The 13,895-nt window shown below is 57.3% G+C and carries 11 protein-coding genes; all 11 read right to left on the bottom strand.

What is annotated here, in order from left to right; all coding sequences use genetic code 11:
* Nucleotides 1-214 precede the first annotated feature (214 nt).
* The 11 genes from MHI42_RS09300 to MHI42_RS09350 all read right to left on the bottom strand — a co-directional run bounded on the left by MHI42_RS09300 (nt 215) and on the right by MHI42_RS09350 (nt 13,895).
* Complete coding sequence (locus MHI42_RS09300) at nt 215-1,264, bottom strand: Atu2307/SP_0267 family LLM class monooxygenase (RefSeq protein ID WP_342423590.1); 1,050 nt, start codon at nt 1,262-1,264, stop codon at nt 215-217.
* Nucleotides 1,265-1,576: 312 nt separating this feature from the next.
* Nucleotides 1,577-4,507 carry an insulinase family protein gene (locus MHI42_RS09305; protein WP_342423591.1) on the bottom strand — a complete coding sequence of 977 codons (2,931 nt, stop codon included), beginning with the start codon at nt 4,505-4,507 and terminating at the stop codon, nt 1,577-1,579.
* A gap of 93 nt (nt 4,508-4,600) precedes the next feature.
* Nucleotides 4,601-5,671 carry a dihydrodipicolinate synthase family protein gene (locus MHI42_RS09310; protein ID WP_342423592.1) on the bottom strand — a complete coding sequence of 357 codons (1,071 nt, stop codon included), beginning with the start codon at nt 5,669-5,671 and terminating at the stop codon, nt 4,601-4,603.
* Nucleotides 5,671-6,687 (bottom strand): NAD-dependent epimerase/dehydratase family protein, encoded by a 1,017-nt coding sequence (locus MHI42_RS09315; protein WP_342424711.1) that lies wholly within the window; start codon nt 6,685-6,687, stop codon nt 5,671-5,673. Before MHI42_RS09315 ends, MHI42_RS09310 begins: the two co-directional genes overlap by 1 nt.
* A 57-nt stretch (nt 6,688-6,744) precedes the next feature.
* The gene (locus MHI42_RS09320; RefSeq protein ID WP_342423593.1) at nt 6,745-8,607 is read right to left on the bottom strand and encodes an IlvD/Edd family dehydratase; all 1,863 of its coding nucleotides are present in this window, start codon (nt 8,605-8,607) and stop codon (nt 6,745-6,747) included.
* The gene (locus MHI42_RS09325) at nt 8,558-9,397 is read right to left on the bottom strand and encodes an amidohydrolase family protein (RefSeq protein WP_052770161.1); all 840 of its coding nucleotides are present in this window, start codon (nt 9,395-9,397) and stop codon (nt 8,558-8,560) included. The genes MHI42_RS09320 and MHI42_RS09325 overlap by 50 nt, the downstream gene beginning before the upstream one ends.
* Before the next feature lie 18 nt (nt 9,398-9,415).
* Nucleotides 9,416-10,177: an SDR family NAD(P)-dependent oxidoreductase gene (locus MHI42_RS09330; protein WP_342423594.1), complete on the bottom strand. Its 762-nt coding sequence runs from the start codon at nt 10,175-10,177 to the stop codon at nt 9,416-9,418.
* 25 nt (nt 10,178-10,202) lie between these two features.
* Nucleotides 10,203-10,859: an RraA family protein gene (locus tag MHI42_RS09335; RefSeq protein ID WP_171718599.1), complete on the bottom strand. Its 657-nt coding sequence runs from the start codon at nt 10,857-10,859 to the stop codon at nt 10,203-10,205.
* A 48-nt stretch (nt 10,860-10,907) separates the two neighbouring features.
* On the bottom strand, nt 10,908-11,912 hold the full coding sequence (locus tag MHI42_RS09340; protein ID WP_342423595.1) for a Gfo/Idh/MocA family oxidoreductase: 1,005 nt from the start codon (nt 11,910-11,912) through the stop codon (nt 10,908-10,910).
* A complete protein-coding gene (locus MHI42_RS09345) occupies nt 11,909-12,910 on the bottom strand; it encodes a Gfo/Idh/MocA family oxidoreductase (protein ID WP_342423596.1) in 1,002 nt (333 codons plus the stop codon). Before MHI42_RS09345 ends, MHI42_RS09340 begins: the two co-directional genes overlap by 4 nt.
* A gap of 79 nt (nt 12,911-12,989) precedes the next feature.
* On the bottom strand, nt 12,990-13,895 hold the full coding sequence (locus tag MHI42_RS09350; RefSeq protein ID WP_342423597.1) for a Gfo/Idh/MocA family oxidoreductase: 906 nt from the start codon (nt 13,893-13,895) through the stop codon (nt 12,990-12,992).

Here is a 13,895-nt window from a genome sequence, read left to right on the forward strand (position 1 = left end):
AATGTTGTAAGGATTGCAACTCTGAGCCTGCGATCCCTGGGGCTACGGGTGAATTGTTGTATGAAATACAGGAATTCTCCCGCTAAACCGCTTGATGGAGGAGTAATGCTGTATTTCATACAACATATTCCGATTATGGCCGGGTTAGTGAAGAAAATGTTGTACTTTGTGCAGGATTTTGCAATCAACGAGAAGTTTCTCGCGGAAACAGCAGCTATACGTTCTTCAAACGCGCAGCTTCCGCCCGCACAAGTGGCGCCACTTCAGTTCCGAAGAGGCGGATCGCCTCCATGACCTCCGCATGCGGCATGGAGCCGTGCGGCACATGCAGCAGGAACCGCGTAATCCCCACGTGCTGGTACAGGTGGATGATTTTGCGGGCAACCGTCTCCGGATCGCCAACATATAACGCTCCGTCAAAGCTGCTCGCCGCATCATAATCCGCACGGTGATAAGGCGGCAGCCCCTTCTCCACCGCCCGGACATTCGTCCTCGCGTGAGTGGACGGGAAGAACTTCTCTAGCGCCAGCTCATTGCTCTTCGCAATGAAGCCATGGGAGTGCGAGGCAATCGGCAGCTGTGACACATCATGACCGGCCTTGGCCGCTGCTTCCTTGTACAGCCGTACATGCGTGGCATAATCCGAAGGATTCACATTGCCGATAATCGCCAGGGCAAACGGCAAGCCCAGTGTGCCGGCACGGACCGCAGACTCCGGACTTCCGGCACTCGCAATCCATACAGGCAGGAGATTCTGCTCCGGACGCGGGTAAATCCCCAGATTATGTATCGCAAGGCGGTGCTTCCCGCTCCAGGTCACCTTCTCCGACTCGCGGAGCTTCAGCAATAAATCGAGCTTCTCGTCAAACAGTGCTTCATAATCCTTCAGATCATAGCCGAATAACGGGAATGACTCCACAAATGAGCCACGGCCTACCATAATCTCGGCACGGCCGTTCGAAATCCCGTCCAGTGTGGCGAAATCCTGAAATACACGCACCGGATCAGCTGACGAGAGAATCATGACTGCACTGGTTAGACGGATTCTGTTCGTCAGCGGTGCAGCAGCAGCCATTAGAACCGCAGGCGATGAAGCTGCAAAATCAGGCCGGTGATGCTCACCTACGCCGTATACATCCAGTCCCACCTGATCCGCGAGCACGATTTCCTCCACCACTTCACGCAGCCGCTGCGCGTGGCTCAGGGTCTCACCGGTATTCACATCAGGCGTTGTCTCGACAAAGGTGCTTATTCCAAGTTCCACTTGTTGTTCCTCCTAAAAGTTATGTTAGCATCTGCTCCATGGGAGTCCCCTTAGCAAAACTTGCTTCGAAAGCATACGCATAGTCAGTAATCCTTATATTTTAAATCTAAATAGTTAAATATTCAAAAACTAAATTTCCTCGCGGCAAAAAACCGGAGTCCTCCGCCGCCTTGGGCTGCCTTACTGATTAACCTAGGGCGAGCCCGGCATAACCGGTGGTCTGTAATAGCCTTCTGGAGATACATCACCGCTACTCTATAACCTGAAAACAGTCCCGGTTATGTTAACCGGGACTGCAGAAGAATACGCCAATTACTTCACCAGTTCCTCCAGGCTGCCGAATAGATCCCGGACCGATTTCAGCTTCGACTCATTGCCGACCACACAGAAGTAATTCTGCTGCGTCACTGCCTGAAGCAGGCCGGCATATTGCCTGATATCCCCTGAGGTTGTTGACAGAATTTCATTCCGTTCCTGCTGCAGGTCTGCAGCGGTAATCTGCTCGAAATAATGCCGGTCCGCCTGCCGGCCCTGTGCGCCGGGACTCAGCGGCTGGTCCACCATCGCCAGCGTACCGATGATCGCCTTCGTCATCTCCTCTTCATCTGCGGCAAATTCTCCGGCAAACAGATACGCCCGGTCATAAATCTCCAGCGTCTCCTGCAAATTCGGATCACGGTAAGAAGTAAACAGGAGCACACCGTCTCTGCGCAGAACGAGATTGCCGCCATAAGCTCCGCCCTTGACCCGGACAGCATTCCACAGATAGGTCAGGCTGAGGATTCTTTTGAGCACCTGCAGCTTGCCGGAATAAGCAAACCCCAGCTTCGTGAAGTCATATCCTTTGACCACATACTGCACCTGGCTGGCAGACATGAACCCTTCGTTGCCCGCCTGGTCCAGCGCAGACAGCAGCGGCAAGAACTGAACCTGCTGGTCCCGCAGATCCAGCTGCGCCAGGTGTGCAGTGAATTCCGCATACGTATCCAGCGTTCCGGTTACGGACAGTGTTACATTCTGCGTATTGAACAGAAGCCCGCAGATTCCCTTCAGAGTGTCAGCAAGCAGTTCAGCCTGCTGGTCAATCCGGCTGGCCAGCTCTTTGATGAAGCGGTAATAGGCCATACCCCCGAGCTGCTCCTCATACATCCCTCTATCCGTGAAATAAGAGAGCACCCGGCCGGCTGCGATTTCATTGCCTTTCTGGTTCAGCATTGCTTCCATGCCGGAGGCTTCCCGGCGGACAATCTCCTGCAGCTTGGATAAATTATTCAAGTTGCTATTGTAGAGCAGCTCGTGCAGCAGCTTCAGGGAACCGCCGATGTTACCTTGCATGACCTTGATGCGGGCGCTGAACTTGGGCTGGTAGCTTCCTTCGCCAGCTTTGCCGGCCCCAAATATCTCATTCTGAAACCGGATGCCGCCGGTTGTGATCCCGATTTCACTGGTCAGCTCTTCAATGCTGTAGGCCGCAGTTTCCAGTTGCCCCAGCACCCTCGCCAGCAGTTCCAGATAAGGAATCTGTTCTGCCGCCAGAACCCGCGTGTCCCAATACAGCTTAATATAGGCGATGGTTCCCGCAGCCGCTTCATGATGCAGCACTCTGATTCCATCCAGCCTATGCTCCTGGGTGGGTACCCCGGTTGGAGCGCTGCGGTCAATATCCTGAAGGGACAGCTTCGGTAGCTTCTGCAGATCCTCCGCGGCATCCGGACGGTTCTGCCGGGCCAGCAGCTTCTGCGTATTCAGCACCAGCTCTTCGCGCTGTACCGGCGTCAACGAGGCTTTATATTCAGCCAAACAGCTTCGGGTTGCCCCCTCCTTGTCTGCCGCAAGGGTCTGGGAAGGCTTCAGGACAACGACGCTGCAGTGGTCGCTATTCAGCAGGTAGGTCTCGATCAGCCGCTCGAAATACCGGTTAGCACTTTGTTCGCGGATAGACGCAATTGCAGCTTCATACTCCAGATACGTGGACGGCAAGCCGTCATACAGCCAGGCCTTCATCACTTCCATATTATAGGTCAGGCCCTTGGGGTACTGGTTGAAGTCTGCTTCCCGCAGTTCAAATTCCTTGCTGTTCACCGCAGCCAGCACCAGCTTCTCATCCAGGCCGTCCGCGGCAAGGCGGCTTAACGTCGTTCTGACCAGATTCACGAAGGCCTCTTTGGCAGAGGGATTAGAATGGGTCAAGGCAATGCCAAGCATAGGCTGGACCATACTGTCGGAATAGAAAGAGACGACATCCTTGCCGAGTCCGCTCTCCAGCAAAGCCTGTTTCAGCGGAGCGGCGTTGCTGTCCATCAGCATGCTTTTCAGAATGGCAAAGGCCAGATTCAGCTCCCGGTCCAGGGAGGTTCCGATTACATAGTTCAGGCTCACGTAAGTCTTGTCAGCGGCGGTTTCGGTCTCCAGAATGGGATACTCCGCCGTAAGCTCGGTTATTCCTGTCGGCTGCTGCAGGGCAATCCCCGTATCGATATCCTTGCGGTTATACCGGCTGAGATATTCCTCGTGGATTAATTGCAGCCTCGCTTCGATATTCAAGTCTCCATATAGATAGAAATAACTGTTGGACGGGTGGTAATAACGGCTGTGCGCCTCCAGGAACTGCTCATAGGTCAGCGCAGGGATATGTTCCGGGTCTCCGCCGGAGGAATGCCGGTATACCGTATCCGGGTAGAGCGACTTCTTGATCCGGTCGATTAATACCGTGACGGGTGAGGAATAAGAGCCCTTCATCTCGTTGTAGACCACACCTTTATAGATCAGCTCATCCCCGGAGCGCGGCAGCTCGTAATGCCAGCCCTCCTGCTCAAAAATCTCCCGCTGGCTGTAAATGTTCGGCTGGAACACGCTGTCCAGATAAACCTCCATCAAGTTGGCAAAATCCTGTTCATTCCGGCTGGCCACCGGATACATCGTCTTGTCGCCAAAGGTAAAGGCGTTCAGAAATGTTTTCATCGAGCCCTTCAGCAGCTCTACAAACGGTTCCTTTACCGGATATTTATCCGAGCCGCACAGGACCGAATGCTCCAGAATATGAAATACTCCCGTGCTGTCCTCAGGCGGAGTCCGAAAAGTGACACTGAACACCTTGTTATCATCCTGATTCTGTACGTATAGCAGCCGCGCGCCGCTCTGCTGATGCTCCAGCGTATATACCGAGGATTCGATTTCCCGGATATACTCCTGATGCATGACTTGAAACCCGGAATAGACTTGGCCTGTGATTAAGCTGCTCATAGATTTCCCTCCTTGGTTCAGGGCTGGCCTGATGCCATGAGCTTAACATATCCGGGCTTTCGGGTTCCACTGGGGAATGTGCAGACGCCTCTTTTACCGGAGCCATTCCTCCAAATGCGCTGCCACGAATTCATCATCCGTGAGATGGGGATAATCCCTGGTGACTCTGCTGATCTCCTCCAGCTGTCCGGGTGAGAGCTGCTCCTCCGGATTCAGGCACCATAAGCCTTCAAGCAGTCCCTGGCGGCGCAGCGCCTCATGAATGCCCGGAATACAGCCGTGAAATTGATGGGCCGGATCAAACAAGGCCGCGTTGCTGTCGGTCACCTCAATGCCAAGGGTCAGCCAGCTGGATGACAGGGTAGCCTCATTGCGGATTTTTCGGATCGTATCCAGAAGCTGAACCGCCTTGCTTGTCCAGACCGCCCAGTGACCGAGAAGCCCGCCGACAATTTTCTTCTCCATGGGTTCCCCGTTAACCTTGAAGCGGTAGGTGGTGAGCAGATCCGTGACGATATTATCGTCATTGCCGGTATAGAGAGCGATTTCGCTGCTGCGGCTGGACTCCATCACCGCCCGGACCACATCGAGGCTCTGATAACGGTTGAACGGTGCCATTTTGATCGCGATAACGCCTTCAATCTCTGCAAAGCTCCGCCAAAAGTCAACGCTTAAGATCCGGCCGCCCACAGAAGGCTGCAGATAGAAGCCGAAGACGGGAATCACATCCGCCACTCTCCTTGTGCGTTCCAGCAGCTGCGCCTCGCTCCAGTCCTGCAGTCCGCCCATGCTGAGAAGTCCCGCCTCATAGCCGAGACCTGCCGCGAGCTGCGCTTCCCGGACAGCCTGCTCCGTGTCTCCGCATATGCCTGCCACCTTCAGGAAAGGACGGGTAAGGCCGGCACGCTCCACTTCTTCCGCAGCCAGCCTGAGCACCGGCTCCAGCAGCCCGATCCCGGGGTCCCTGATTTCGAACTGCGTGGAATGCACGGCCACAGCAACTCCGCCTGCCCCGGAGGCGATATAATAACGGGTCAATGCCCGCTGGCGGCGCTCATCCAGCTTGCGTTCTGCCGTAAGGGCCAGAGGATGCGCCGGAATCGCCAGACCTTCATGCAGCGCTTCATAGAGCTCCGGAGTTAACGGTTGTCTGCTCGCTCCCATTAATAGTTGCCCTCCCGTTCCTGAAAATGTGTCGGCTTGTTCCAGGTCTCACTGCCCGCAGCCACCCAGTCCGCCACCCAATCGATCATCTGTGCCAGCGATACCCGGGGATATCCGAAGGAAGCCGCGGCCTTCGCAGCATTGCTCAGCAGGGCTTCCGGGGCTTCTGCACCCGTGAAGACAGGCTCAGTTCCCAGCCTGCGGCCGATTTCCTCGGCCGCCCAGCGCAGCGACACCGTCTCCGGTCCGGTGATGTTCATGACATTCGGCGGCGAGCTGCAGCGGAGCAAGGCGCGCAGGGCAAGCTCATTGGCATCCCCCTGCCAGATGACATTGGCGTGCCCCATCGTCAGATCGATGGGCCGCTGCTCCTTAACGGATCGGGCAAGCTCAAGCAGAACGCCATAGCGCAAGTCTATGGCATAATTGAGCCGGTAGATGAACATCGGCGTATTGTTCTTATGCGAGAAATGCTCGAAGATCCGCTCCCGCCCCAGACAGGACTGTCCATACTCGCCGTTCGCATTCGGTGAGGTGCGTTCTGTTGCTCCGCCTTGGCCTACCGGCGTGAACGGGTAGACGTTGCCTGTCGAGAAGACGACAATCCGCGAATCGCGGAAGCGCTCCGCCACACGCCCCGGCAGATAGGCGTTCATCATCCAGGTGAAATGCTCATTGCCTGTTGTGCCGAATTTATTGCCGGCCATGTACAGGATATTCTTCGTGTCAGGCAGTGCCCGCAGCGCACTGTCGTCAGACAAATCCGCCGCGATCACCTCCACACCGGCTTCAATTAATTCTTGCTTCAATGCCTCATTTGAGAAGCGGGAGACGCCAATTACCTTCTTGTCCAGCCCGGCCTCCCGGATGGCATTCACGGCCAGCCTGGCCAGGCTCGGGCCCATTTTGCCGCCTACTCCGAGCAGCATGATATCCCCGTCGAGCCGGGCGAGCTCCTCCAGCAGTGCGGCAGACGGACGGGCCAGCCGGTCTTCCAGCTCCTGAACAGACCGGATCACAGCTTGCGTTGGCATTTGCATAAGAATTCTCCTTTAGGTGGATAAAATTTATGGTTAGTCCTGCTTAGCTCCGTCCAGCAGCTCCCGGCGAAGCTCTGCCGGCAGCAGGAAATCGAAATCACAGCCCAGATTCGCCTGCAGCACGCGCTCATGGAACAGCAGGCCATAGCCTCTGTCATAATGGGGCTCCGGCGCCTTCCAGGCAGCCCGCCGCCGGGCCAGCTCCTCATCCGGCACCTTCAGGACCAGTCTTCTCGCGGCAATATCCAGCTCGATTTCATCGCCGTCCTGTACCAGCGCCAGCGTTCCTCCTACAGCCGCTTCCGGCGCCGCATGCACGATCAGGGCGCCGTAGGAGGTGCCGCTGATCCGTGCATCAGAGATGCGGACCATGTCTCTTATGCCGCGCACCAGCAGCTTCTGCGGAATCGGGATCTGCCCGATCTCCGGCATCGCGGGTGCACCTTTGGGGCCGGCGTTCTTGAGCACCAGTACACTGTGCTCATCTACCGCAAGCTCCGGGTCATCGATCCGCAGCTGAAGATCCGCCGGGCTCTCGAACACCACGGCGCGCCCGGTGTGCCGCTTCAGATGCGCTGATACCGCAGTCTGCTTAATCAGCGCGCCATCCGGGGCCAGATTGCCGCGCAGCACGGCAATTCCGCCCTCTCTGTCCAGCGGCTCCGCCACGCTGCGGATCACCTCCCGGTCCAGCGTGACCGCCTGGACCAGATTCTCCGTAACCGTCCGGCCGGTTACGGTCAGGCAGCCGCCATGCAGCAGCGGCTCCAGCTCCTTCATCAGCGCAGGCACGCCGCCTGCTTCGAAATACTCCTCCATCTGATATTTGCCCGAAGGCCGCAAATTCAGAATGAACGGCGTCCGGCGGCTGATGTCATCGAATGTCTCCAGCGGCAGCTTCCGGCCCAGCCGCTGGGAAATCGCCACCAGATGGATGATGGCATTCGTGGAGCCGCCGCTGGCCATCGTGACCGTGATGGCATTCTCCATTGCCTCTGCCGTCATAATGTCGCGCGGGCGGATATCCCGCCGCACCAGCTCCACAATCTGCTTGCCGGTCCGCTCGGAGAGATGCCTGCGGCGGCTGTCCGGCGCGGGGATCGCCGCGCACCCCGGCAGCGCCATGCCAATGGCTTCGGCAATCGAGGCCATGGTGCTGGCTGTGCCCATCACCATGCAGTGCCCGTCGCTGCGGCAGATGGCGTCCTCCGCCACCGCCAGCTCCTCGTCTGTAATATTTCCCGCTTTATGCTCCAGCGTGAAGCCGTAGCAGTCGGTGCAGGCACCCAGGCTGCGTCCGCCCAGGCGACCGTTCAGCATCGGCCCGCCCGTGAGCACAATGGCCGGAATGTTCACACTGGCCGCGGCCATCAGCTGGGCAGGCACCGTTTTGTCACAGCCGCCGAGCAGCACCACCCCGTCTATGGGGTGGCCCTTCATCATTTCCTCCGTGTCCATCGCCATCAGGTTGCGCAGCAGCATCGTCGTCGGCTTGACATAAGGCTCGCCGATCGATATCGTCGGGAATTCCATCGGCACCCCTCCAGCCTGCCAGACCCCGCGCTTCACATAATCCACCAGCTCATTAAAGTGCGAATGGCACTTGTTCAGCTCACTGAAGGTATTGCAGATGCCGATGACCGGCTTCCGCAGATCCTCTTCTGTATATCCCATCGACTTTGTAAACGAACGGTGAATGAAGCCCCACAGATCTTTTTCCTGGAAATAGGCTTCACTCTTCAGTCTGCGTCCGGCAGCACCGCTCCCGTTACTATCCGCCCGGCTGGTTTCCGTATGCTCCTCCATGCTCCATCTCCCTTTGGCTTCCAGCCTGCTGTTGTACAAATTAGACCAGCCCGAGGATTTCCGGTGTCGGCCGGTGAATAATGTCTTCAATGAAATCCTCCGCTACACGCGGCAGCTTCGTTCCCTCCACCGGATCGTTGATCCGGTACAAGGCATCCAGCATCTGCTGCGTACCGAAGAACGGATAATCCGAGCCGAACAGCAGCTTGTCCTGCACCCCGTATTCCGCAGCGGAGACCAGTGCATTATAGAATTGCCACGGACGGCTGCCGAGTGCAGACACGTCCATGTACAGGTTAGGATGCTTGCGCACCAGCGAGATGCATTCATCCACCCAGGGGTGACCCATATGGGCTACGATCATTTTCAGCTTCGGAAAAGCCCTGGCAATTGGATCAAGCATCGCCGGGCGGGAAGCATCCAGATATCCCTCCGGGACAAAGGATGTTCCCTGATGCCATAGAACCGGAACGTTCAGTTGCTCCGCCTTAGCATAGAGCGCCATATGCTTCGGATCCTCCGGATAAAAGTTCTGATAGATCGGGGCCAGCTTCAGCCCCTTCAGCCCCAGCTCACGGACAGCCGTTTCGAACTTGCCTACACAGTCCAGATCATTCGGATCTACGCTGGCAAAACCAAACAGCCTTCCCGGGTCCGTCCGGCAGTATTCCGCCACATATTCATTCGGCACCACCAGCCCGGTGGCAGACGCCGCCATCGCCAGTACTATGGCTCCCGAGAACCCTTCCAGGTTGCCCCGGTGCTGCTCCGGTGTAGCCTCAATATTCATATCCGGGCCCCAGGCGCGCTTGATCGCGGCATCCGTAGGTCCGGCCACCATTCCCGGTCCAAACAAATGAGTATGTGAATCAAAAATCATCTCTGCACCTCCTTCAAGCTATAATTCACTTCCGTTAGCCAGATGTCCGCCATCTACACGGACCGTTTCTCCCGTCACATACGAAGCTTCGTCTGAGGCCAGGAAGAGAAACACGCTGGCAACCTCCTCTGGAGCCGCTGCCCGTTTCATCGGAGTATGCTCCGAATGGGATGGCAGTCCGCTTTCCTCGCGCAGCCTGCGGTCCAGCGGGGTATCCACGAAGCCCGGCGCCACTGCATTGACCCGGATACCATACGGAGCCAGCTCTACCGCCATAGACTCTGTCAGCAGGATAACGGCTGCCTTGGAAGCATTGTAATGGGCAAGCTCCGCGCTGGCCGATATTCCGTTTTTGGAGCTCATATTAATAATTGCACCACCGCCGCCCTGGCCAATCATCTGCCTCGCGGCCAGCTGGCCAAGCCTGTACACCGCACGGACATTGATCTCGAAGACTGCATTCCAGTGCTCCAAGGAAATATCGAGAAAGGATTCTCTATAGGCAATTCCTGCATTATTCACAACGATGTCAATTCCGCCAAAATGCGCGAAGGCCCTGGCGGCAGACGCCTCAAGCTGTGCCGGGTCGCGCAGATCGCAGACCTCCGTGGTCCAGCTTCCGCTGTAGTCTGCCAGTTCATCAGCGGCAGTAAGCAGCTCTGTTTCGCTGAGGTCCAGCAGGACCACGCGGGCCCCCTCCTCCAGGAATCGGCGGGCAATCGCCAGCCCGATGCCCCGCCCGGCGCCGGTTACCAGCACTCTTTTTCCAGCCAGCCTCATGATGTAGACACCCCGCCTTCGTGGTTTAGAGTACTCCGTATTTATCGTAGACCTGCCGCAGTGTGGAGCCCGCCAGCAGCTCATCGCGTGTATGATTCTCGCGTGTCGCCTTATCCGTCGCCAGTGCGAACACTTCATCAATCATGGCGCCCGGTATCACCACGACACCGTCACGGTCGCCGAAGATAATGTCGCCGGGATTCACCAGCACACCTCCGCACAGCACCGGAATATCGTAGTCGATAACGATCCCGCGTCCCTGCGAATCTACCGGCTTGGTGCCGGTGGCGAAGACGGGAAAGCCCAACTCCAGAATTTTGGCCGTATCCCGGATTAAGCCGTCCACAATGGCACCCCGCCCGCCGCGCATCTTGGAGGCCGTTGACAGCAGCTCCCCCCACAGGCCATTCTGCCTGGATTCATTCGTGCAGCCGATCACAATCTCTCCCGGCTTGACGCTGTCTACCGCTTCAATTTCCTTAGTGTAGGGATCTTCGGGCAGATGGTGGATATCCACCGACAGAATGGTTTTGGCACGTCCGGCCACCACCCAGGAGGGATCGACCGGATTGATATTCTCGCGCATCACCTGATTGCGGTAGCCCAGCTGATCCAGCGTATCGGAGATAACCGCCGAATAGAGCGTTTCACACATCGTATCGAATAGCTTCTGATCGTCCATTGTTCATCCCGCCTCTTTAATGTGATTACATACCTTCATATTCTGGCATTACCTGTGCAGCTTAACCGGTTGTCCTTCCTGTACGGACCGGTAGGCATTCAATGCGACCTCCGCCGATCTGAGACCATCCAGTCCGGTCACCGGTACCGGCGTGCCTTCCAGCAGCGCCTGCAGGAATGCCTGCAGCATCAGTCCGTTCATATCGTCTCCCCAGAAAGACCAGCTGCCTTTGCCGGATGCTCTGCCATACACATTGTTCTTCTGATTGAAGGCATCGATGGAGATGACTCCCTCTGTCCCGATGATCTGCAGGGTCACATCCCCCCAGGTGGGAAATCCGGGATTACGCGACCAGCTCGGGTCCAGAACGCCGAACACGCCATTTGCAAAAGTAACATGCACCATGCCGGAATCATCAATCGTCCGCTTGTGCTCAGGATCGAATAAGGTTCCCGCATAGGCATAGACCTGCTCGACCGGTGAGCCGGTGAACCAGTTCATCAGATCCATCACGTGAACCGTATGATCCAGCACAGCGCCACCGCCCGAAAGCGAAGGCTCGGCGAACCACGCCGGACCCGGAAACGAGCCTCTGTTGGTTCCTTTAAAAGCTATAATCTCTCCGATCTCCCCCCTGTCAAACGCCTCCTTGGCCCGGACCACCGGGGTCAGAAACCGGCAGGGAAAAGCGGTCATCAGCTGGACCCCCTTGGCTTCACAGCCTGCAATCATCCGCTCCATCTCCCCGGCAGAGAGGCCAAGCGGCTTCTCGCAGAGAACATGCTTGCCTGCTTCAGCAGCGGCAAGAGTATGCTCCGCATGATGAATATTCTCCGAGCATATGATCACCGCATCTATCGACGCATCGGCCAGCAGTTCGCGGTAATCGCTGTAGTAAGGGATGGCATGGCGCCTGGCCAATTCCTCTGTCCGCTCCGGCACAGGATCAGCGATCCCGCTTACGGTCACCTCCGGCATCTGCTGAAGACAGGCCAGATAATCATAGGCATGGGCATGGGCGAAGCTGAGCATTCCCACATTGAGACGTCTCATAGAATCCCTCCTTTGGCATCGAGCTTAACGGGAAGTCCGGTTGCCCCTGAGCTCACGGCAGCTTCCGCCCAGCGTACAGCCTGAACGGCATCTTCTGCCGTGACCTTAGGCTCCGCACCGCTGGCTATGCACCGCAGGAAATGCTCCAGCTCTTCATAGTAGGGGTCTTTCAGCAGCACGCTTGCCGGAGTCTCCACGAACCCCGGAGCAGAGCCCGAGGCAGCTGCCCGCCGGACATGCACGCTTTCCCCGTCCGGGGTTCCGCCCGAGATAATGACTTCTGCACCGGCATATTCGAACGCTGTATGAAACGCGCCCGGATACCCCCAGAAAGCCTCCAGCTGGGCAAGCGTTCCGTTCCCGAAGCGGAAGGTCGCGGAAGCATAATTCATCGTCTCCGTCCGGTGCTCGAAGGCATACACCTCCTCCGCTTCGCCAAAGGTCCCGCGGATATAATCAATATCGTGAATCATCAGGTCCACAATCACGCCGCCGCTCAGCGCCGGGTCGCGGAACCATTCCTGAACCTGGCCGGGATGCGAACCTGCTCTCTTGGCATGGTAGATGCCTCCCCCGCCTCCGCCATGCTGCCTGATCCCTTCCGCAAGCTGGCTGTAGGCGGGGAAGAAGCGGACCACATGTCCGACAAATAACCGGACACCTTTACCGTTACAGTAACGGACCGCCTCCTCGGCTTCCGCGGAGGTCAGCGCCAGCGGCTTCTCGCAGATCACATGTGCACCGTAGTCCGCTGCCAGCCGTACCATCGGCACATGCAGATAGGTGGGTACAGCTATACTGACCACCTCCGGTTTCTCCCGTTCGAGCATTTCCTGTGCCGACAGGTAATACTTCACACCTGCCAGCAATCCAAGTCTCTCGGCTGCTTCCCCGTTGATATCGCATACCGCGATAAGCTGAGCCTCAGGCATGGACATATATCTGTCCGCATGAATGTTTCCCATCCCGCCGCAGCCGATCACTGCTGTCTTGATCATTCCGTTTCTCCCCTTTCCAGATGTAACTCCTTATTACAAAAGAACAGCCTGTCTGTATCATCGGGTACGATTAAGCTCCTTACAGAAGCACGGTCTGCCCCGTTACTCTGCTCTCATTAGCCGCTTCCAGAAAGCGGATCAGCTCCAGCGTCACCGCCGGGCTAACGGGCGGAGGCGCTCCACCCGCCATCAACAGAAACTGCCTCAGCAGATTCTGATGGCCTGCTTCATAGTGCCCGCCCAGCGCATTCACTGCTATGCTGCCCCGTTCCCTGTGCAGCACAGCAGTGAAATCCGGGCCGCCCGTCCGGTTGCCGCGCAGAGTTCCGATCCGGCCGTCACTCCACTGCCCGACTGCCCATTCCTGGACTTCATTACTTAGGGCTCTCACTGATATGCAGCCTCTGCCAAGTGCCGCGTACAGCATCTCTGCGGTATGAATGCCGTACCAGAATAATCCCGGCTGGGTCGGCTGCAGCTCGAACGGACCGCAGCAGTCTGCTCCTACGATGGAGCCTGCACTCTCATCCTTAAGCGCCGCAATCAGCGGACCGCCGAACCGGACCATTGAGCTGGAGAAAACGGGTGTCCCGCAGCTTGCTGCAAGCTCCATGATGGCCCGGGCATCCGCGCTGGTGACCGCAAGCGGTTTGTCGATGAACACCGGCTTGCCGTAGGGTGCCAGAACCGCGAACTGTTCACGGTGTACTCTTCCGTCTACAGAAGTCAGCAGGACCGCATCTGCTCTCTCGGCTACTTCAGCAATGGAAGACACCAGCTCGACACCGTAGTGCTCCTGCAGCTCCCTGCTGATCGCTTCCACCCGTGAGGCGCTTAACGGGAAATCCGCCGAGCCTCCGGCATACCCGCAAGTCAGCCTCCCGCCGGGTACATGCAGCGGATGGGACGCATGGTTCAGCAGCGAAGCATAAATTCTGCTGTGTGAGGTATCCATGCCCACCATGCCAATGTTCAGCTCTTTCAA

The sequence above is a fragment of the Paenibacillus sp. FSL E2-0178 genome, assembly GCF_038593005.1.
Taxonomy (GTDB): domain Bacteria; phylum Bacillota; class Bacilli; order Paenibacillales; family Paenibacillaceae; genus Paenibacillus_AQ; species Paenibacillus_AQ phytohabitans.